This is a genomic window from Candidatus Fukatsuia endosymbiont of Tuberolachnus salignus (genome assembly GCF_964030845.1).
In the GTDB taxonomy this organism is placed as follows: Bacteria; Pseudomonadota; Gammaproteobacteria; order Enterobacterales; family Enterobacteriaceae; genus Fukatsuia; species Fukatsuia symbiotica.
The window spans coordinates 1625073-1647913 of the sequence record NZ_OZ034983.1 but is presented as its reverse complement, the minus strand read 5'-3'; the positions used below and the strand labels follow the sequence as shown (position 1 = coordinate 1647913).

13 protein-coding genes and 1 pseudogene are annotated in these 22841 nt (G+C 42.6%); 5 read left to right on the top strand and 9 right to left on the bottom strand.

From position 1 onward, the window contains the following. Positions 1 to 30 precede the first annotated feature (30 nt). The 6 genes from serS to icd all read right to left on the bottom strand — a co-directional run bounded on the left by serS (position 31) and on the right by icd (position 8020). Positions 31 to 1326 (bottom strand): serine--tRNA ligase, encoded by a 1296-nt coding sequence (gene serS, locus AAHH42_RS08000; RefSeq protein WP_072549653.1) that lies wholly within the window; start codon positions 1324 to 1326, stop codon positions 31 to 33. 47 nt (positions 1327 to 1373) lie between these two features. Further along, positions 1374 to 2717: a replication-associated recombination protein A gene (locus AAHH42_RS07995; protein ID WP_072549654.1), complete on the bottom strand. Its 1344-nt coding sequence runs from the start codon at positions 2715 to 2717 to the stop codon at positions 1374 to 1376. Between the two features lie 83 nt (positions 2718 to 2800). Then, positions 2801 to 3424, bottom strand: a complete 624-nt coding sequence (gene lolA, locus AAHH42_RS07990) for an outer membrane lipoprotein chaperone LolA (RefSeq protein WP_072549710.1) — start codon at positions 3422 to 3424, stop codon at positions 2801 to 2803. A gap of 22 nt (positions 3425 to 3446) precedes the next feature. Then, positions 3447 to 6074, bottom strand: coding sequence for a DNA translocase FtsK 4TM domain-containing protein (locus tag AAHH42_RS07985; protein ID WP_342220865.1), 2628 nt, complete (start codon positions 6072 to 6074; stop codon positions 3447 to 3449). 115 nt (positions 6075 to 6189) lie between these two features. Beyond that, positions 6190 to 6687, bottom strand: a complete 498-nt coding sequence (gene lrp / locus AAHH42_RS07980; RefSeq protein WP_072549656.1) for a leucine-responsive transcriptional regulator Lrp — start codon at positions 6685 to 6687, stop codon at positions 6190 to 6192. A 52-nt stretch (positions 6688 to 6739) separates the two neighbouring features. Further along, positions 6740 to 8020 carry an NADP-dependent isocitrate dehydrogenase gene (gene icd, locus AAHH42_RS07975; RefSeq protein ID WP_342220864.1) on the bottom strand — a complete coding sequence of 427 codons (1281 nt, stop codon included), beginning with the start codon at positions 8018 to 8020 and terminating at the stop codon, positions 6740 to 6742. A gap of 217 nt (positions 8021 to 8237) precedes the next feature. Here icd and mnmA point away from each other — a divergent pair, with 217 nt between their 5' ends. The 5 genes and pseudogenes from mnmA (at position 8238) to phoQ (ending at position 14050) form a co-directional block, all read left to right on the top strand. After that, positions 8238 to 9407: a tRNA 2-thiouridine(34) synthase MnmA gene (gene mnmA / locus AAHH42_RS07970; protein WP_342220863.1), complete on the top strand. Its 1170-nt coding sequence runs from the start codon at positions 8238 to 8240 to the stop codon at positions 9405 to 9407. A 2-nt stretch (positions 9408 to 9409) separates the two neighbouring features. Further along, positions 9410 to 10036 carry a high frequency lysogenization protein HflD gene (hflD, locus tag AAHH42_RS07965; RefSeq protein ID WP_342220862.1) on the top strand — a complete coding sequence of 209 codons (627 nt, stop codon included), beginning with the start codon at positions 9410 to 9412 and terminating at the stop codon, positions 10034 to 10036. 54 nt (positions 10037 to 10090) lie between these two features. Further along, positions 10091 to 11464 (top strand): adenylosuccinate lyase, encoded by a 1374-nt coding sequence (gene purB, locus AAHH42_RS07960; RefSeq protein ID WP_342220861.1) that lies wholly within the window; start codon positions 10091 to 10093, stop codon positions 11462 to 11464. A gap of 474 nt (positions 11465 to 11938) precedes the next feature. After that, positions 11939 to 12572: pseudogene (gene phoP / locus AAHH42_RS07955) on the top strand (two-component system response regulator PhoP). Positions 12573 to 12604: 32 nt separating this feature from the next. Continuing rightward, complete coding sequence (gene phoQ / locus AAHH42_RS07950; RefSeq protein ID WP_342222036.1) at positions 12605 to 14050, top strand: two-component system sensor histidine kinase PhoQ; 1446 nt, start codon at positions 12605 to 12607, stop codon at positions 14048 to 14050. Positions 14051 to 14751: 701 nt separating this feature from the next. Here phoQ and AAHH42_RS07945 read toward each other — a convergent pair. The 3 genes from AAHH42_RS07945 to lolE all read right to left on the bottom strand — a co-directional run bounded on the left by AAHH42_RS07945 (position 14752) and on the right by lolE (position 22841). Then, positions 14752 to 20148 (bottom strand): SDR family NAD(P)-dependent oxidoreductase, encoded by a 5397-nt coding sequence (locus AAHH42_RS07945; RefSeq protein ID WP_342220860.1) that lies wholly within the window; start codon positions 20146 to 20148, stop codon positions 14752 to 14754. Between the two features lie 133 nt (positions 20149 to 20281). Continuing rightward, the gene (locus AAHH42_RS07940) at positions 20282 to 21397 is read right to left on the bottom strand and encodes a polyketide synthase (RefSeq protein WP_342220859.1); all 1116 of its coding nucleotides are present in this window, start codon (positions 21395 to 21397) and stop codon (positions 20282 to 20284) included. Between the two features lie 187 nt (positions 21398 to 21584). Next, positions 21585 to 22841, bottom strand: a complete 1257-nt coding sequence (gene lolE, locus AAHH42_RS07935; protein WP_342220858.1) for a lipoprotein-releasing ABC transporter permease subunit LolE — start codon at positions 22839 to 22841, stop codon at positions 21585 to 21587.

Sequence of the window (22841 nt, the reverse complement as noted above, 5' to 3'; positions counted from 1 at the left end):
TTGGCTGAGCACCGGCATTCTATTAGCCTATCAGCCAATATATTCTAACCCCTTCATATAAGGGCGTAACACCTGTGGAACCTGGATACGACCATCAGCTTGCTGGTTATTTTCCAGCACTGCTACCAGAGTACGTCCCACCGCTAGCCCAGAACCATTTAGCGTGTGAACCAGACAGGGTTTCGTCTCATTTTTTTTGCGATAACGCGCCTGCATACGACGTGCCTGAAAATCACCCATATTGGAACAGGATGAAATCTCTCGATACGTATCTTGTGCGGGTAACCAGACCTCTAGATCGTAAGTCTTACAGGAATTTGCACCCATATCCCCCGTACAAAGCAACATTTTGCGATAAGGCAACTCCAATAGTTGCAAAACTTTTTCAGCATGGCGGGTTAATTCTTCCAACGCTGTCATCGACTCTGCCGGGTTGACAATCTGTACCAGTTCCACTTTATCGAACTGATGCATACGGATCAAACCTCGAGTATCACGACCATAAGACCCCGCTTCAGAACGGAAACAAGGGGTATGTGCGGTCATCTTCAAGGGTAAAGCCGCTTCTTCCAGGATTTCATCACGTACCAAATTAGTCAGCGGTACTTCTGCCGTCGGGATTAACGCATAGTTACTGCTCTCCGACTCCTCTGCCAAGGGTTTACTATGAAACAGGTCATCACCAAATTTAGGGAGTTGCCCTGTCCCAAAAAGAGTTGCGTGGTTGACCAAATAAGGGACGTAGACTTCTTGATAACCATGCTCTTCACCAGTATGCAGATCTAACATAAATTGCGACAAAGCACGGTGCAGACGAGCAATCTGCCCTTTCATCACTACAAAACGTGTTCCTGTTAGTTTGACGGCAGCAGCAAAATCCAGTCCGCCCGTTATATCACCTAATTCGACATGATCCCTGACCTTAAAGTTATACTTACGGGGTTCCCCCCAACGGCTAATTTCTTTGTTGTCTTTTTCATCTTTACCATTAGGTACCGAATCATCAGGTAGATTAGGAAGTGACAACGTAATATCAGAGATGTCTTTTTGTAACTGCTCGAGTTCTGTTTTGGTTGTGTCGAGCTGTATACCTAACTGACTCATTTCAAGGCGTAATGGTTCAATATCTTCACCACGTGCCTTAGCAGCGGCGATCAATTTCGAATCTGAATTGCGTTTTGCCTCTAAATTTTCTTTTTCAACCTGTAAACGTTTACGCTGTTCTTCTTGTGTGCGCAATAAATCGGTATCAAGTTTAAAACCTCTACGAACCAGTTTTTCAGCAACCTTATCCAGATCATTGCGCAGTATATTAGGATCGAGCATTATTTATCCTGTTGTTTTCATTATAAAAATGGAGGCACATTTTGGGGTTATTGGTAACGTTTTATCGAGCTATTTTCGTCTTGTTGAGCTAACCATGTCAATTTTTCAGCGATTTTACCTTCAAGACCACGTGAGGATGGAGAATAGTAGTGAGTCTCTGCCATTTCCGCTGGAAAATAATTCTCGCCGGCTGCATAAGCATGTGGCTCATCATGGGCATAGCGATATTCTGCTGCTAAGCCTTCTTTTTTCATTAAATGGGTTGGTGCGTTACGTAAATGCGCGGGCACATCAAAATCAGGTCTTTGGTGCGCATCATGTAACGCCGCGTTAAATGCATTGTAAACCGCATTACTTTTCGCAGCGCAAGACAGATAAATAATAGCCTGTGCTATTGCCCTCTCCCCTTCAGCAGCACCAACCCGAGTAAAACAATCCCAGGCAGATATTGCTATTTGCATCGCTCGTGGATCAGCATTGCCAATGTCTTCAGAGGCTATCGCCAGCAGACGACGTGCCACATACAAGGGATCGCCTCCGGCAGTAATAATGCGTGCGTACCAATATAACGCGGCATCCGGTGCTGAACCACGCACCGATTTATGTAATGCCGAGATCAAATCGTAATAACGATCCCCTTTATTATCAAAACGCGCACTGCGCTCGCCTAGAATTTGTTGTAATAATTCAGGGGTGAGTACACGAATACCATTGCTGTCAATTTCCGCTATATCCGACATCATTTCGAGAGTATTTAGCGCTCGACGTGCATCACCCGCAACCCATGCTGCCATCATGCAGCGTGTTTCATCCGGCAAGATAATATTTTGTCCACCGTAACCGCGCCGGTGATCGGTCATAGCTTGATCCAATACTTTCTCTATTTCAGCGGTGCTTAAAACTTTGAGTAAATAAACCTTTGCACGTGAAAGCAGAGCGGAGTTCAATTCAAATGAGGGGTTTTCCGTTGTGGCTCCAATAAAAATGAGAGTCCCATTTTCTATATAGGGTAAAAAAGCATCTTGTTGGCTTTTATTAAAACGGTGAACTTCGTCAACGAAAAGTAGCGTACGCCGTCCCACATGACGATTGTGCTGCGCCCGTTCGACAGCTTGCCGAATATCTTTGACCCCCGCAGTGACCGCTAATAGACGTTCTACATCTGCGTTGCCATAACCAGCGATCAATTCCGCTAAAGTGGTTTTACCTGTCCCTGGTGGTCCCCATAGGATCATTGAATGTAATTGTCCTGCTTCGATAGCACGGGGTAGTGCTTTACCTGATGCTAGCAGATGGCGCTGACCAATATACTCTGCCAAGGTTGACGGTCGCATACGCGCCGCTAATGGTTGGAGTGAGTTTTGGGAAAAATCCAAGGGCAAATTACTCATATTGATTTCAGAGCCTATTCAAGATCTATGACTTCGTCAAAAATGCGCTTAATAAATGAGTATTCACCACATAAGGTTGCGTATTATTGACGCTGATCGTCCAATGTGACGCCCTTCGGCAAGCTAAATTTAAATTTGTCAGCATCAATGGTGCTGTTTGGCTGTTCTTGTAAAACATAAGCACTCCGTTGACCATCTTGTTCAACGGCAGAAAAAGTTTTAATAACCCCGTCGGCTGTTACGGTAATCGCAAATTGCTTTAGGTTGCCATTGGCCGTTTTAGGGGTTAATTCAAAATCATCGCCTTGTTGTTTGACGTTATATTGTTGCCAATCAGCGGGATCATTACGCGTGATCAACATGAATGGTGTGTTACTCGTGGCATCTTTTAACCAAGTTGCGGTTGCTTGTTCGACAAATGGATTATAAAACCACAATGTTTTACCATCAGAAATCAATACGTTTTCATCCGGCGATGTCATCTGCCAATTGAAAAGATTCGGGCGTTTTATCCATAATTTTCCTTTTCCATGTTGTATTACTGTGCCTTCAGCGCTAGTCACTCGCTGTGAAAAAGTGGCATGAAAACTGGTTACTTTGCCGAGGCGTGTTTGTAGATCTTGAGTGGCCGCGGCGAAAATGGGTGTAGCAACCAGACTGGACAACAAAAGATTAACACCGAAAAACCAAACGCGTGGTTTCTTCATGACACAGAATACATTCATAATTTTATTGTACCTTTGGAGCTAAGACTTCACGGTTGCCGTTATGGCCTGGGGAACTGACAATCTGTTGTGCCTCCATTTGTTCAATAATCCGAGCGGCACGATTATAGCCGATACGGAATTGCCGTTGTACAGCGGAAATCGATGCACGCCGTTTTTCCAGCACAAAATTGACTGCCTGGTCAAAGAGTGGATCCAGTTCTTCAGTGTTATTAATCCCTGCATTAGCGGTTTCTTCTTCACTGGTGTTGAGAATATCTTCTATGTATTGGGGGCGCCCACGTGCTTTCCAATCGCTAACCACGGCATGAACCTCTTGATCACGCACAAAGGCGCCGTGTACGCGGATTGGTATCGAGGAATTGGGTGCCATATAGAGCATATCTCCCATTCCCAGTAAAGACTCTGCTCCTGCTTGATCAAGAATAGTACGCGAATCAATCTTACTCGATACAGTAAAAGCAATACGTGTTGGAATATTCGCTTTAATCAGGCCAGTAATAACATCAACTGACGGGCGTTGCGTTGCCAATACGAGATGGATACCGGCAGCACGCGCTTTTTGTGCTAGGCGCGTGATCAGTTCTTCTACTTTTTTACCAACAGTCATCATGAGATCAGCGAATTCATCTACCATCACCACAATGTAAGGTAGTTTTTCCAACACGGGTGGAGAAAGCGCCATACTTTCGTTGGGTTTCCAGAAGGGATCAGGGATTGGGCGTCCCATTTCTTCAGCTTGTTCGATCCTATCGTTGTAGCTTGCAAGATTACGTACCCCTAATGCAGACATCAGTTTATAGCGACGTTCCATTTCACCCACACACCAACGCAATGCATTGGCCGCATCTTTCATATCCGTTACGACTTCGGTTAATAAGTGAGGGATGCCTTCATAAACTGAAAGCTCTAACATTTTGGGATCAATCATGATAAAACGCACTTCATCCGGTGTCGCTTTATACAAGATACTCAGGATCATGGCGTTCACGCCGACGGATTTACCCGAACCTGTCGTACCTGCCACCAGGAGATGAGGCATTTTTGCCAAATCTGCGATCACCGGTTGTCCCGCAATATCTTTTCCTAAAACCATGGCAAGCGGCGAGTGAGTCGCACGAAATTTGGCACAGTTAAGCACTTCTCGTAGATAGACGGTTTGGCGGTCTTTGTTCGGTAACTCCAAACCTACGTAAGGTTCACCTGGGATCACCTCTACCACACGTACTGCAATAGCGGAGAGAGAACGTGCTAAATCACGTGATAAACCTGAAATACGTGCCGCTTTTACCCCTGGTGCTAAATCCAGGGCGAAACGGGTGATCACTGGGCCTGGAGAAATTTCAACAACTTTGGCTTTGACACGATAATCCGCCAAACGTGTTTCTACCAGGCGAGCCGTTTTCTCTAAGGCAAACATATCTACCGGTTTTTCCTCCGTTGGGGGCACTGCCAGTAAATCCAGTGTTGGCAAAGGTGTTGTCGGTCTTTGTAAAGGTTGATCGTTACGCATCAAAAATGGATGGATCAAACTGTCCATCGCTGGAACAAGCGGTGTCTGCTGATCAGGCAGCGGTCTAATTAGTGTTTCTCGCTGCTGAGAGTATGAAGGGGGATCATCTTTAACTTTACTGTGAACGATCGAAGTCGCAGAAAATAAAGCATCGTCATCAACATTAACAGCCTTTGTTATGGCCGTTTCGGGGATAGCTTGAATATCGATAATCTCAGTAGCAACGGCCTTTGCTACGAGAGTTTCTACTGCTACGGTCTCTGACACAATTTTTACAGCAATACTCTCTGCGAAAATAGTCTCTGCAGCAACAGTTTCAGCATAGAAAGTTTCGATATCGATAATCTCAGTCGTGATAGCCTCTGCGGCAATTGCCTCTGGCATGACAGTGTTAATAGCTGTTGGTGATACAACCAAGGGTGGTACGACAGAGGTTAAAGTAATATCATTGCTATCGATATGCATATCGTGATTCACATCATGATCTTGTGCTGCTTCAATAGACCTATTATTACGGATAAAAGCCATTGCAGTTAATACCATACTGCCTGTCTTTTCTGCTATTAACAGCCATGACCAACTGGTGAAAAGCGTGAAACCTATTCCCCACACGAGTAATAAAATTAAAGTTGCAGTAACACCTTTGAAGCTTGGCAACATCGCATTGCTGAGCAAACTGCCGATGACACCTCCAGAAGCAAAATAATAATGATCGTCAACACTGAGCGCAGCCAGGCCGCAGGAGGTGAGAATTAACGCCAAAGTACCAATTAAACGTAAAGCTAAAGAAAAATAATCAACATATTTATTGCTGCTGAGCTGACGAAAAATTATTTGACATAAGATCACTATCATCAAGGGAATGGCATAAGCCAATACACCAAAAATAAAAAACAGGGTGTCTGCCAACCAGGCTCCCACAGTACCACCAAGATTATGAATAGGTTCATGCCAAGCTGTTTGTGACCAGCTAGGATCTGAGGGATCAAAACTTAATAGCATAACCATCAGACAGGCTGCTAAAATAATCACCACAACAAGCGCAGCTTCAAGCAATAACCGCCCAGGACTGAATTTTTTAAAGATCACTGCTTTCGTTGGCGTATATTCTTGGCTCAAGAGGGATCCTCCAGGTTCGGTGAAGAGAGCGGGATCGCAACGTCAAAAGCGTTAAAACTGTATTAAAAAACAGTATAATAACTGAATTATTCAGGTTTTGCATCCACCTTATATCTTATCGGCTAGTTTTAATGGGTAGCTTGCTGCTTTGTTTGACTTCTTGCATTGTTACGTACGTACGAGTGTCATTGACGCCAGGGAGACGTAGCAAAGTATCACACAACAATTTACGGTAAGCAGACATATCGGATACGCGGATTTTTAATAAATAGTCAAAATCGCCTGATACCAGGTGACATTCCTGAATTTCTTCAAGTTTCTGCACCGCTGTATTAAATTGCTCAAAGACATCGGGAGTACCCCGATTTAGTGTAATTTTAACCAGTACCAACAGCGCTGCATCCAGATATTGTGGATTAAGCAGCGCCGTGTAACCATGAATAAAATTTTCTTTTTCTAAGCGACGAACCCTTTCTATACAGGGTGTCGGCGTTAAGCCGACACGTTCTGCCAGCTTGACGTTTGATATGCGCCCCTCTTTTTGTAGTTCATTGAGGATATTGCGATCAATACGATCAAGCTCTTTACTCGAGCGTTTTTTATGATCCATCATGTTATCTCTCTTGAGAATGTCGAGTACTGAATAATATTACTTTCTTGTTTATTTACATATTTTCGATGATATTTTCAGCGAATTCGCTACATTTTCGCAATTTAGCATCTGCTAGCAAACGTTCAAAATCATAGGTCACTGTCTTGTTTTTAATCGCCCCCTCAACACCATTGATAATCAGCTGAGCGGCTTCATGCCAACCCATATGGCGTAGCATCATTTCTGCAGAAAGAATGATGGAACCTGGATTGACTTTGTCTTGACCGGCATACTTTGGCGCAGTGCCATGAGTGGCTTCAAACAGTGCACAATCAGACCCAATATTCGCCCCAGGTGCGATACCAATCCCCCCTACCTGTGCTGCTAAGGCATCGGAAATATAATCACCATTGAGATTCATACAGGCAATGACGTCATATTCTTCTGGACGCAATAAAATTTGCTGTAAGAAAGCATCAGCAATCACATCTTTGATGATGATGTCCTTGCCGTTATCTGGATCTGGATCTGGATTTTTGATTTTAACCCAAGGACCTTCATCGATGAGATCACCAGAAAATTCTTCGCGAGCTAACCGATAACCCCAGTCTTTAAAGGCACCTTCAGTAAATTTCATGATGTTACCTTTATGGACCAAGGTCACCGATTCACGATCATGCTCAATCGCGTACTGAATTGCCGCACGTACTAAGCGTTCAGTGCCTTCCTTTGAACAAGGTTTGATGCCAATACCGCAGTTTTTAGGGAAGCGCAGTGAAGTGACCTTCATTTCGTCACGGAGAAATTTTATGACGTTATTCGCTTCTAGAGAGCCCGCTTGCCATTCGATACCAGCATAAATATCTTCCGAGTTTTCGCGAAAAATGACCATATTCGTTAATTCAGGCTGTTTTAGCGGGCTTGGTGTGCCGGTAAAATAACGTACGGGGCGTAAACAAATATACAAATCAAGCCGTTGACGCAAAGCAACGTTTAAGGATCGGATCCCTCCCCCTACTGGGGTAGTTAATGGTCCTTTAATGGCAACCCGATATTCTTTAATTAAATCGACGGTTTCATCAGGCAACCAAACATCATTGCCATCGCTATCTTTTCCATAATGACATTTAGCTTTTTCACCGGCATAAATTTCCATCCAGGCTATTTTACGCTGTTTTGAGTAAGCCTTTTCAACTGCAGCATCTACCACGCGTTTCATCGCAGGCGTGATGTCGACGCCGATACCATCACCTTCAATAAAGGGTATGATCGGCTCACATGGAACAACTAATTTTCCTTGAGCATCAAGAGAGATTTTCTTACCCTCTGTCGGAACAACGACTTTATTTTTCATCAACTTCTCCTGCGACAAATAGGTTGTTAATAGGTTGTCATACTGTGATCAATAGTACTGGAATATTGCTCGTACGCCAATGCAAAAGGAATTTCAGCCATTCTCCTTTTCACAACTCACCCTTTTCAGTAATGCGCTTCAAGAGGCGACGTGATAGAATCCGACGCTTTCTGTACTACGGTTTTTCCGGCATCCTAATTAAGTTAGTGAGATTGACATGTCAGATAATAGCCAGAAAAAAGTCATTGTCGGTATGTCCGGCGGTGTCGATTCTTCTGTTTCCGCCTACCTGTTACAGCAACAGGGATATCAGGTTGCCGGTCTATTTATGAAAAACTGGGAAGAAGACGATGATCAAGAGTATTGCGCGGCGGCGCAGGATCTTCAAGATGCGCGAGCGGTATGTGATAAGTTAGGTATCGAATTGCACACTGTTAACTTTGCCGCAGAATATTGGGATAACGTTTTTGCCTTCTTCCTGGCGGAGTATCAAGCGGGACGTACACCGAATCCGGATATCCTGTGCAATAAAGAAATTAAATTTAATGCGTTTTTGGCATTTGCGACCGAAGATCTGGGCGCGGATTATATCGCGACAGGTCATTATGTACGCCACAAACAGGATGCCCAGGGTAAAAGCTACCTGCTCCGAGGTTTAGATGATAATAAAGATCAAAGTTATTTTCTTTATACCCTTAGTCAGCCTCAAATGGTAAAAAGTCTGTTTCCACTGGGTGAACTGGAAAAACCCACTGTGCGTCGTATTGCTGAGCAACAAGGTTTAGTGACGGCCAAAAAGAAAGATTCGACTGGCATTTGTTTTATTGGTGAACGTAAATTTCGGGATTTTCTTCGTCGATATCTGTCCTCTCAGCCTGGTCCGATTGTTAGCGTCGACGGAAAAAAACTCGGGCGGCATCAGGGGCTGATGTACCATACTTTGGGTCAACGCAAAGGTTTAGGGATTGGCGGCACCCAGGAAGGGAATGAAGATCCTTGGTATGTCGTCGATAAAAATGTCGCTGAAAATATTTTACTGGTGGCACAAGGGCCGCAACACCCACGGCTGATGTCACAGGGACTTGTTGCTCAACAGTTGCACTGGGTAAATCCTCAACCCTTGACCACACCATTACGTTGTACAGTGAAAACCCGCTATCGTCAGCAGGATATTCCCTGCACCCTGATTCCCAAGCCTGCTATTAAACCACAGGTTACTGAGTCCCATGTCACCAAACTATATGTTACTCAACCACAGGATGAACAAGGTGTTGACGTTCGTTTTGATCATCCTGTTGCGGCTGTGACACCAGGTCAATCCGCTGTCTTTTATCAGGGTGAAATTTGCCTCGGCGGTGGTATCATTGAAGAACGTTTACAGGAGTGATCGTGGCAAAAAATTATTATGAAATTACCCTGGCGCTATCGGGTCTCTGCCAGTCTGTACGTTTAGTCCAGCAGTTAGCCTATGAGGGTTTATGCGATAAAGATGCCTTGCATACTTCGCTAAATAGTTTGTTACAAATCGACCCCCCTTCCACTCTTGCTGTCTATGGTGATAACGACGTTGCCCTTAAAATCGGATTAGAAACTTTACAATGTATATTGAATGTCAACCGTCAACCCCTGTCTGCCGAACTCACTCGCTATGCTCTTGGCATTATGGTGCTTGAACGTAAACTCAGTGCCAATAAATCTGCGCTGAATACTTTAGGCGGACGTATTTCCCAGCTTGATCGACAATTGGTACATTTCGATCTTGGCTCTGATACCATGTTCAGTTCGCTAGCGTCAATTTATACCGATGTTATCAGTCCACTTGGTGCCCGCATTCACGTTCTCGGTAACCCTGATAAGCTGAAAAATCAGTCGGTCCAGGACAAAATACGCGCAACTTTGCTGGCTGGCATACGTTCTGCAGTGCTTTGGCAGCAGCGTGGTGGGGGTCGCTGGCAGTTAATGTTTTCTCGTCATCGTCTGCTTAAGCAGGCACAGAGCATTCTTGCTCGTTGTTAAAATAGACTTCTTGCAAAACCTACTATTACAAATCATAACCAGGAGTTGCCTACGATGGAATTATCCCCATTGACTGCCATATCCCCGCTTGATGGACGCTACAGTGATAAAGTGAGTGCATTACGCAAAATTTTCAGTGAATTTGGTTTACTAAAATTTCGGGTGCAAGTTGAAATCTGTTGGCTACAAAAATTGGCAGCCTGTGAAAAAATTAAAGAAGTGCCTGGCTTTGACAAGAAAACTAACGAGGATCTTGAAAGTCTTATTAAAGACTTCAGCGAACAAGATGCCTTAGATATCAAAAATTTTGAAAAAACGACAAATCATGACGTCAAAGCTGTTGAGTATTTTCTGAAAAAGAAAATAGATGCTATTCCGGCGTTGCAAAATGTGTCTGAATTTATCCATTTCGCTTGTACTTCTGAAGATATCAATAATTTGTCTCATGCCTTGATGTTACACCGTGCTCGTAATGATGAAATTGTGCCTATCTGGAAGGAAATTATTGCCGTAATCACCTCGCTGGCGAAACAATATCGCACAATACCTCTGCTATCACGCACGCACGGTCAACCGGCCACTCCCTCTACTCTTGGTAAAGAATTTGCTAATGTTGTCTACCGTATGCAGCGGCAACTTGATCAATTAGAGAAAGTAGAAATTCTCGGGAAAATAAACGGCGCTGTCGGTAACTACAATGCACATATTGCGGCTTATCCAAATGTTGATTGGCATCAATTTAGCAACGAATTTGTCACGTCTCTGGGCATCAGTTGGAATCCCTATACCACGCAAATTGAACCGCATGATTATATCGCCGAGCTATTTGACTGTATTGCCCGTTTTAACACGATTTTGATCGATTTTGACCGTGATATTTGGGGTTATATCGCCCTCAATCACTTCAAACAAAAAACTATCGCCAATGAAGTAGGCTCCTCAACTATGCCTCATAAAGTGAATCCGATCGATTTCGAAAATTCCGAAGGTAATCTTGGATTGGCTAATGCTGTATTAGGTCATTTAGCTAATAAATTGCCCGTATCACGTTGGCAACGTGATCTGACAGATTCCACCGTATTGCGTAATCTGGGTGTCGGTTTAGGCTATGCTCTGATCGCTTATCAAGCGACCTTAAAAGGCATCAGCAAGCTAGAAGTGAATGAAGTTCACTTGCAAAAGGAGTTGGATAATAATTGGGAAGTCTTGGCTGAGCCGATCCAAACAGTGATGCGCCGTTATGCTATTGCTAATCCTTATGAAAAATTAAAAGCGTTGACCCGTGGTAAAAAAATGGGTGCCGCTGATATTAAACAATTTATTGAAAATTTGGCATTACCTGAAGAAGAGAAAGTACGTCTAAAGGAGATGACACCCGCTAATTATATTGGGCGCGCCGTCGCTTTTGTTGATGAGCTTAAGTCTTAAGTTTAGGTGAGTTACACGGAGAAAAATAAATCATTTTAAGCAAATGAATATATTATTTTAGATTAAATGATAGGCAACAAAAAATGATTTTTCCTTCACTATTTATCAATAAATTGCCTATCACCATTCAACTTTCTTCTGCGGTTTCAAGCTGGCCTATTTTTACTCAACTCGCTGTCATTATTTGGAAAAATAGCTTTAGAACTCTCACAATCGGTTGGTATTCTTGTTCAACCAATTAAATTAATTAGATATAATTGGTTGATTTTAATCATAAATAAAATAAATTTACTTATTAATTTAAGTTAGTTTAATTAAGGTTTAACTTATCACGCTAATAATTACATTAATAATAAAAGTATATGGAATGGATTGCTAACATATTATATAGTTAATAATATGTTAGATAATTATATATTTTTATCTTTTACAGGTAATTTATTACCCAATTTAAATTTGCTTGAGGGATGTAGTATGCGAGTTTTGGTGGTGGAAGATAATGCATTATTGCGGCATCATCTAACAGTACAAATGCGAGAGATGAGTCATCAAGTTGATGCAGCGGAAAATGCCAAAGAAGCAGACTATTTCTTACAAGAACATGCCCCTGATATCGCAATTGTCGATCTTGGATTACCCGGTGAGGATGGTTTAAGCTTGATCCGTCGTTGGCGTGGTCATCAGTCAAATTTACCTATCCTGGTCTTAACTGCGCGAGAGAGCTGGCAGGATAAAGTTGCAGTATTAGAAGCCGGTGCTGACGATTACGTTACTAAGCCGTTTCATTTAGAAGAAGTGGTTGCCCGAATGCAAGCACTCATGCGGCGTAATATTGGCCTGGCTTCTCAAATCATCAAATTTCCGCCTTTTCAGATTGATCTTTCACGCCGTGAACTCAGTATCAATCAACAGCAGATAAAATTTACAGCATTTGAATATACCATTATTGAAACGTTAATCCGTAATGCGGGTAAAGTTGTGAGCAAATCCACAAAGCCATACTATTGATGTATTGATGGGGAGGCTGCGGAAAAAATTATTAGCCGAGCATGATCGTGATGTCATTACTACTATCCGTGGTCAAGGCTATCGTTTTGATGCCAATTGAACATTGTTGTTAAAAAACGTTTAAAAAATAATATGTTCAACAAGAATAGCAAACCTTTTTCCCTTCGATCCCGTTTCCTTATGGCAACCGCGGGTGTTATCTTTGCACTATCACTTTCTTACGGAGTCGTTGCGGTAGTCGGTTATATTATTAATTTTAATAAAAATACTTTCAGGGTTCATCGGGGAGAAAGCAATCTGTTTTTCAGCCTCGCTCAATGGCAAGATGATAAGTTGACTATTTCTATTCCTTCTGATCTGGAACTCAATATTCCTACCTTGGCACTCATTTATGATGATCATGGCAATATATTGTGGCGTGAACGATATATACCCGAATTGGAATTACATATTGAAAAAAACTGGCTAAAAAAATCGGGCTTTTATGAGCTGAATCCCGGAAAAAAGATAAGTAGTACAATACTTGGCGATAATTCTAAAGCACAAAATAAGCTAAAAAAATACACTGATGTTGATATTGATGCCCTCACCCATTCGGTTTCAGTCAATATTTATCCCGCTACTAGCAAATTGCCTCGGCTCACCATTGTGGTAGTCGACGTTATCCCTCAGGAATTACAACGTTCAGATCTGGTATGGAACTGGTTTAGCTACGTCTTATTGGCGAATCTATTTTTAGTGGTGCCGTTGCTATGGTTGGCAGCTTATTGGAGCCTGCGTCCGATAAAAGCATTGGTTAGTCAAATTAGTCAGTTAGAAAAAGGGGAACGTGAACAGTTGGATGAAAATCCACCACAAGAACTGTTTAGTCTGGTAAGGAATTTAAATATTTTGCTGAGACATGAGCGTCAGCGTTATACCAAATACCAAACTACACTTGCCGATCTTACTCATAGCTTAAAAACGCCTCTGGCAGTGTTACAGACGACATTACGATCACTGCGGACCGATAAAAAAATCACGATTGAAACGGTAGAACCTATCATGTTGGAGCAAATTAGTCGTATTTCGCAGCAGATCGGTTATTTTCTCCATCGTGCCAGCGTACGCTCAGAACATAATGTATTAAGTAGAGAGATCCATTCCGTTCCTGCTTTACTCGATGGCCTCTGTAGTGCATTGAATAAAGTCTATCAACGTAAAGGCGTGGTATTGACGCTCGATATTTCACCAGAGGTGACTTTCTTCGGAGAGAAAAATGATTTAATAGAGATTATGGGTAATATTTTGGATAATGCCTGTAAATATTGCCTGGAATTTGTTGAAATCACTGCTCTGCACTCAGAAAAAAAATTAATCATTGTCATTGATGATGATGGACCTGGCATTGTAGAAAGCAAGCGGGCACTTATATTTCAACGTGGTCAACGTGTCGATACCTTGAGTCCCGGTCAAGGATTAGGTTTATCGGTCGCAGCAGAAATTATTGAGCAGTATCAAGGAAAAATAACTATTGCAGATAGCCGACTCGGAGGGACGAAGGTATTGGTCAGTTTCGGGCGGCAGCATGACGGCTAAAGACAGAAAATTTATAGAGTTACGATATAAAAAGCGTTTACATCCTGATCAGGATCTAGCCAGCGATTTAGCCTGGTTAGCGAATCGTTAGCTAGATATATCCTTCGCCTTTTAAGTGACGGCGGCGTTGGCTGCTTGCACTCATCCCAGTCATGTACTACCTGTACACTTCTGGGATTCGATTGATTGCCGCCTGGCCGTAACTCGAAATTCATTGGGTATATGAAATCAGGTTTATCGAATTAGGCCGATCTTCTCCATTGCTCTACATGTCTATCCATAGGGTGACTAAAGGGCCTAGGTATTTTTTCTAATTGGGGGGGGGTAACGACATCAAATTGATTTCGATTATGTTTTTGGTTGTTCATTCTTTTACAGTGCTCCTGGTTTGTTGACACCAAGGATATAGCGTGATGACTAGCATTTAAATAAGAATTCTCCGTTCTCGTTATTGAAAGAATAGTATTTCCCAATAAATTTTTATCAGGATTGCTGCTAACAACTTCAGCAGAAACCAATAGAACAGATAACAGAATAAATTTACGCATAAGAACCTCTTGAAGTCAATGGAGGAAATGAATCCTCATTTTTAGCACGAAATAATTATACAATCCATCTTGCTTTCGGTATTAACAAACTATTTACTGACATAGTATCTATAAATACTGTGTCAGTAATGACAGCTAAGGTGTGAAAAAACACTATTTCAGATTACGTAAATCATCAGATATTTGTTTACCAACTAATTCTCTATTTTCTTTTCTGCTTAGAAGCCAGTGATCCCCATGGACTTCTATTTGATCTTTAGGCAATAGGGTCAACAGTGCCCATGGTTTCATTTCAGAGAGAAATGTCACATCATCTTCAATTGCAGAAAACGTTCTAATCGGAAAAGGGAAAGGATCACATTCTTGGTAATCATAATTGTTCAGTAAAGGCATGTCGCGACGCATACCTTCTAGAATTGTCAGTAAATATTCACGACTCATAATACGCGGCATCATGTCAATAAGCTGCTGATCTGAATAGTTCCGATTGGTCGTTTCACGCATCACTTGACGTGCTTTCCAGTCTGGCGTCAGCTGAGGCGCTATGGTAGCTGAGATAAATAATTGTAAGGGGAATCTGTTGTGTTTCTCCCGCAGCAATCGGCAAAGTTCAAAAGCAATGATGCCCCCGTAGCTATGACCATAAATGGCGAAGTCTCCATCCAATAATGGGATCAGGGCTTCTTCTAAACTACTCAATAAAGGTGTAAGCTCGGTATAAACTTCTTCATTAATCCGGTGTTCTCGGCCAGGTAGTTGCACCGCATACACTTCACATTCAAAAGGAGGGTGATACATAAAATCAGCAAACATCGATGCCGCCGCTCCCATCGAATGGATCATAAATAGCTTAATTTTCTTCGGGGGTTCTCCTTCTTTTCTTTTGAGACGTACAAACCAGCGGTTGATCACTTCGATATCTTGTTCGATAGTAATTCCTGAGCTATCACCGTCATTAGAAACAGGAGTCTCCGTTGTTGTATCGGAAAGTTCTTCCCTGATCTGCTCAGCTAACTCTACAATACTGGGTCCCTTAACCAAACGCATTAAAGAATAATTGATCCCTAACTTTTGTTGTATCGAATTGCGTAATTGAGCCAGATTCAGTGAATCGATACCCATAGCCGACAGTGATTTTCCTGGGTCGATCTTATCCACTACAGTGCCGAGGAGCCTGGCTAAGGTATCCGTAAAATGTTCCACTAAAATGTGTTGCGCTTCTTCTGCAACTACTGTCTGGAGCTTACTACGTAAGCTCTGGTCACCCCCTGTTTTATTGTTGAGGTTCAACGCTGCATCTGTGAGTAGATGTGCAAATCGCTGGTCAGTGCGTAGATGTTCGAAAGCTTGTCGAAAGCGCAACCAATCAATATTAGCAGCCATACGCACTATATTACCTTCTAACAGGATACGTTCAATTTTGTGGGTGATTTGCTGTTGAGTCATAGAGGCCCAACCTTGATTTTCAAGTATATTAATCAGCGTTCCAGCATCTCTGGACATGCCAGCAAATTTTCCGAGTGCACCAAAATTAACACTTTGCGCTGTGAGACCTTGTAGATGACGATAATAGACCAGCTTATCGAGGAAGTTGTTGGCTGCTGAATAGTTCGCTTGACCGGCAAAGCCAAACACTGAGCTGATTGAGGAGATCAAAAGAAAGAAATCGACTGCTTCGCCTTGCAGAGCTTGATGTAAGTTCCAGGCTCCCATCGCCTTTGCGGAAAAAACATGAGCAAACGTTTCCCTACCCAGGTGCTCAATCATGGCATTTTGCATAACTGCTGCACCGTGTATCACCCCACCGATGGTTCCCAACGTTTTGGCCTGTGCAATCATCTGTGCCACTTCAGTAGGAGAAATGAGATCGATTTCAGGCAAGAAAATGTCTATTTTTTGGGTCTGAACAGTTTTTATCCACAGCCAATCATTCGCCATTTTAGGCCCACTACGACTGACCAACATTAATTTTTTAGCGCCTTTCTCTACCAGCCACTTAGCCAGCTCGATACCAAGACCACTGGCTCCTCCCGTGATGATGTATACCTTCTCAGGATCAAGCACTAAATTCGCTGGCGGTAAAGCGTGCACAGTATGGCCTTCCATATTTAACACCACTTTACCAATCTGTTGGCTCTTAGCAAGGTGGTTAAGTGCAGCACTGAGTTGAGTGATCGGGAATACGTTGATATGGTGAGGTTTTAGACTGCCCTTTTCGAAAAGTTTTATAATTTCGGCAAAAAGTGCGGCGCCACGTTCCGGTTTTTGAGCCATTAGCCGGTCGATATCCACGGCAAAGTAACTGAGGTTTTCCCCAAATCGCTTGAGATAAAGGGCAGCATCCTGATAAATATCTGTCTTGCCGATTTCGATGAAGCGTCCGTAGGGACGTAGGCACTTTAGACTCTGCGTGATAGCGTCACCGCTCAGAGAGTTGAGAACGACGTCTACGCCTTGATTGTTTGTATCTGCCATAATTTGGTGGTAAAAATCCAGTTTCCGACTATCGTAGACATGCTGTATATTCATTGCGCGCAAGATGTCACGTTTTTCTTTGCCTTTGTCTTCGTCTGCGTTGCCGATTGTAGCAAAGATCTCAACGCCAATTTCTTGTGCTAAACGGATGGCAGCCATACCCACGCCTCCCGTAGCGGAATGGATAAGTAAGCGTTCCCCTTTTTTGATGTCAGCTAATTTACACAGACAGTGGTAAGCAGTGAGATAAACGACAGGGATAGCGGCGGCTTGCTCAAATGACAATTGTGACGGTTTTTTAACTATACAGTGTTCCGGTGTTACTGCTATCCCTGCGATAGAACGCGGTGCCATGGCTAATACTTCATCTCCTTCCTTAAACCGACTTACTGATGATCCGGTCCGAGTCACTATACCAGAACACTCTAGACCGAGTTGATCCCCACATAACCCCCCGGTAATACTTTCTGTAGAGAGTAAACCTGTACCATTTAAAATGTCCTTAAAATTCAATGCGGCGGATTTAACCGCAATTTCTACTTCATATTCTCCGAGGATAGGAGGAGCAATTTGGCGAAAACGTACTGAATCGAGGAGCCCCTGTTCGGTAAAAAACGCCTCGTAATAGCTACCACTGCCCATTAATACCTTGTGTGCGTCCTCCTGTGCTTGATGTGGATTGACTTTTTCTAGCCGTTTAGCGAATAGCTTATCTCCCCTAATGGCTAATTCGCTTTCGTTGTTACCATGGGTAGTTGAATTAAAGAGTGTAATCAAAGATTGTAACTCCTGCTTATCGGCAGAGCCCAAATCCACTATTTTAGACATTGCCATTGGAGATTCATTGGTCATGACTCTGTTTAAACCATATATTGGCGATTGGATCAGGTTGATACATTTGTCATCAGGTAATACTTTTTCCAGACGATGGGTTAAGGTCCATATTACCCCTTGCCATTCATTTTTAATGATGGCGTTGTTGATATTTAAAATTTTCCACGCCAGCGTTTCAATTCGCTCTGACAGGCTATCCTCACCCGTTTGCCCTAGAGGAAGTGTGATTACCATTCGGTTCAGATCTGGATAAGCTGACTTGATCTCTTCAAATGCTTTCAGCGTTTTTTCACGATCTTGTAAATGCACTGGCCGATAAAATTTGGGGGCTTCTCCCAATGTCACTATTTTCATGCCTGCATCAGAGAGGGTTTCTAATAATAAGTCATGCTGATATGAAGCATCACCAATAAGCAGGACTTCTTCGTTGATCGTGGGATAAAGGTCAAAATCTTTTGCGGGTTGCCAACGGTATTCGTAACAACCACTGTAGGCGACATCTTCTTCATTATCAAGACTCATTAGCCAATAACGGCCTTCGTTTGAGTAGATTTCCAAACGTATTTCTGGTGCTTCACCGTCATGAGGCAGAAACAAGCCATTTTCAAAATTAATGTTTTCTAGAAAACAAAAAGAACTGCCAAAAGCTTTCTGCGCTGCTGCTGTTGCTAGCTCTAGATGACCTGTACCCGGAAAAATGATCAGGCCAGCGGCTGTATGGTCTTTAATATAAGGGTCTGCTTGGCCATCCAGAAAGATTCTAAAATTATGTACATCCTGGCTTAAACCTGAATTATGGTGTTGAATAATATGAGGATGATAATGACATTGGAGACGGTGTGCTTGGTGGCTACGAGTTTCATGCCAAAAACTCTGTTGTTGCCATGGATAACGTGGCAGATCATGTAGGCGATGTGCGTTAGGGCAAATTTTATCCCAATCTAGTGGTAAGCCAGCAACGTGCAATGCACCCAGGGTCTGTTTGAAACGCAGTGCTTCATCTTCTTGACGCCGAATAGAAGGGAAAATACGGGCATTGCAACCTAATTTAGCAAAAAGCTCTTCGGCTCCATTACTTAGTGCTGGATGTGGCCCCACTTCAACGTAAAGATCAAAGCCATCTTGAATCATTTGTTCCAAAGCATGCGAAAAATAAACAGGATCACGCAAATTATTATACCAATAATTTGCGTCTAAATGTGTCCCGTTTTCCTGTTTTCCTGTTACGGTCGAGTAGAGAGGTATGTTTGTTTCTATAGGTCGTAGATCTTGCAGAGAAGAAATTAGTTCTTCTTTGAGAGGATCCATGTGGTGTGAGTGGAAAGGTACATCAACCTTAAGAAAACGATTGAATATATCACGAGCAGTTAATTGTTTAGCTATTGCGTCCAGAGGCTTTTTATCTCCCGACAAAGTGATACTTTCTGGGCCATTTACCGCTGCAATTGATACTACGTCAGACACATCGGCAATCAATTTTTCTGCTTCAACTTTGCTTAGGCCTATCGCTAGCATAAGGCCTTTACCCGCCGCTTGGTGCTGGCCTCTACTCCTGTGGTAGATTACGGTTACTGCCTGCTCCATGTTTAAGGCTCCAGAAGCATAAGCCGCGGCGACTTCACCGATCGAATGTCCGACCAGTCCTGCTGGCTCAATGCCATATTGCTTCCATAATTCGACGAGAGCTATCTGAATCGCCATGATGGCAGGTTGTGCTATCCGTGTGTCGCTGATATTGGATTCAACTTTGGAACGATTCATTTCCTCCAATAAAGACCAGCCAGATAAAATTAAAAAAAGTTCATCAATATCTTCGACTGTTTTACGGAACAGGGGTTCTTTGGCGATGAGCTCACGCCCCATGGCATACCATTGAGGGCCTTGACCTGTGAAAATAAACCCCAAACGTGGCGTTTTCCTGCTGTTTGAAAAATATTCAACACCGCTTAATATATCTCCTTCGAGAAAAGCATTTATTTTGTTGATACAATCCTGTTTATCGGTTGCCGTGATAGCGATATGATGGTTCAGGGTTGAGCGATATTTGCCGGCATTGAAGCAAATATCATTCAAATTGGCTTCAGACATTAAAAGGTGTTTTTGGTAGGATCCAAGTAGTGCTTTCAATGCTTTTTCTGTTTGTGCACTACAGGTGAAAAGTTCAACTCTCTGGGTTGATGGCTGAATATTATAGGCTTTTAATTTCTTAGTGTTGTGATGAACTTCAGGAATAGAGTTCACTCCAGCAGTACGTGGTATTGAATCATCAGTCTGTGGTAGCCAATCTTGTGTTTTATCTACTACCTTGAGGCGCCAATTCTTCCAATCGATATTGGGATTTTCCTTTTTGAAATGGAGATTCCCTGGAATCTTCTTATGATGTAAGCATAAAGCCAGTTTGATTACCTACGATACCAGCAGCGCCCTCTAAATGCCCGAAATTGCTTTTGATTGAACCGATCAAGAGAGGGTGCTCGATAGGTCTATGACTAAATACTTTGGCAAAAGCTTCAGTTTCTGCAAGATCTCCCTTGGGTGTACCCGTTCCATGTGCTTCGATAAACTGAACGTTAGCAACATCAATATCAGCATTGTGATAGGCTTCTTGCAGCATAATGGCTTGTGCATCAGAACTGGGAACGCTAAAACCTTCAGCTGTGTAGCCATCTGAATTACAGGCACTGCCGCAAATGAGTCCATAGATCTTATTCTGATCAGTCAAGGCTTTTGAGAGGGGTTTGAGATAGACCAAGCCTACGCCTTCGCCACGGACATAACCGTTTCCGCTTTCATCAAAGGATTTACAGGCACCATCAGGACTGAGAAAGTTTTTTTTCGACAATGCCATAGCGGATAGTGGGTTGATATTAATGCTAATGCCACCGGCAATAGCTGCATCTGCTGCTTGGTTCCAAATATCTTGGCAAGCAAGATGCACAGCAACCAAGGATGATGAACAGGCGGTATTGAGGGTAATACTGGGTCCTTTAAAGTTATAAAAATAGGAAATTCGGTTGGCTAATGATGTGGCATGGGTTCCTATAATTATATCGGGGGTAATGTCATAGCGGTTACTAGGATCAAGCAGAATACGCTGGTAGTCATTGTTGAAGTAACCTGCATATACAGCAGTTCGTGAGCCTTGGCAGTTCTCAAATTTTTCTCCAGCGTCTTCCAAGGCTTCAAAGGTACATTGGAGAAGTAGTCGTTGTTGAGGATCAATATCTACTGCTTCTTTGGGAAAAATATTGAAAAATTCATTGTCGAAGAGGTCTATACCTTCAATAAACCCTCCTCGATTTGTTTTTATTTTTCCTGTTTTATCTGGATTAGGATCGTAGTAATCCATATTCCATCGTTCACTGGGAACAGTTGTGATGCAGTCAATACCTGCGCATAGCATTTCCCATAAGTCATTGGGTCCATAAACTTTTCCTGGTGTACGGCAGCCGATACCGACAATTGCAATGGGTTCTTTGGATTTCAACATTTTTTTTCTATATAGGTACTAAATATGCATTATTAATTTGAATGTATTGGTGATACATATTAGAAAATGAGGCTTAAAAAAGTAGTTTATCTTTTTCTCTGATTTTTTTAATAACTTTTATCTGTATGTTGTAACTAAAATGATTTAAAACTAACGCCAAATACAACTAACCTCTTCTCTTCGTTCATTATTGCCCACTTAATACTCGTGCAGGGTCAATTCCGCTGGCTTTCTTAGCAGGATACCAACTGGCAAATAAACTGAGTAATAGAGCGGTCATCAGCACAGAGATCACATCAATCCCACGCAATTCAGAGGGAAGAAAATCAATAAAATAAATATCTCCTGAGAGAAATTGATGACCTAGCAATTTTTCCAATCCGTTAATAATAGATGTCAGTTGCAAAGAAACCAGGGTGCCCACAATAACACCACTGACGCTACCCACCAGCCCTGCCAATATACCGTACCAAATAAAGATCGCACGGATCAGGTTGTCTGTCGCTCCTAAGGTACGTAATATCGCAATATCACAACTTTTTTCTTTTACTGCCATCACTAGAGTAGAAACAATATTAAAACTGGCAACACCAATAACCAGTACCATAGCCAAGTACATGATAGAGCGGATCATCTGAATATCACGATACATATAACCGTAAGTGCCAATCCAGCTACTAAAATTAACATAAGAATATGTTGCCTCCGCGGCGTTACGTGTCAATTGCTGAGCATTAAAAACATCGGCTACTTTTATTGCGATCCCTGTTACACTGTCACCCATTTCCAAATATTGTTGTGCATCCTCCAAAGGTATGAATGCCAAGCTGTGATCTAACTGACCGCTGAGCTGAAATATTCCAACCACCTGTAAGCGAATGCGTTTCGGTTGCAGTAATTTCATCGTAGACTCATGATTTGGGATCATTACTGTCAACCATGAGCCTTGTGTTACAGCCAGCGCATCAGCCAAACCTTTTCCCAGAATAATTTGCTGTCCACCCGCGTGAAAATTATCCCAAGCGTGGTTGAGTACAAAGTTTGGCAATACACTCAGTCTTTTTTCAGATTGCGGATCGACACCTTTTATCTGTACCGCTCGTAGCTGTGATCCATGCTCCATCAAGCCAGTAAAATCAATGTAGGGTGCAGCAGCAATAATCCCAGTCACTTGCTCAATTTTTTTTACAGTAGCCGACCAGGTATTAACTGATTGTTCTAAAAAAGCAATTTTACCTTGTGGAACCACCGCCAAAATCCGATTTTTTAGCTCACGCTCAAAACCATTCATAGCACTCAGTCCAATGATCAATACCCCTACCCCCAACGCAATCCCCAGGGTGGATATCACTGAAATCAGCGATACCATGCTTCCACTACGACTCGCACGACGACCCGCGCTAAAACGTAGCGCAATGGTAAGAGACAGTGGCAAATTAAGCAT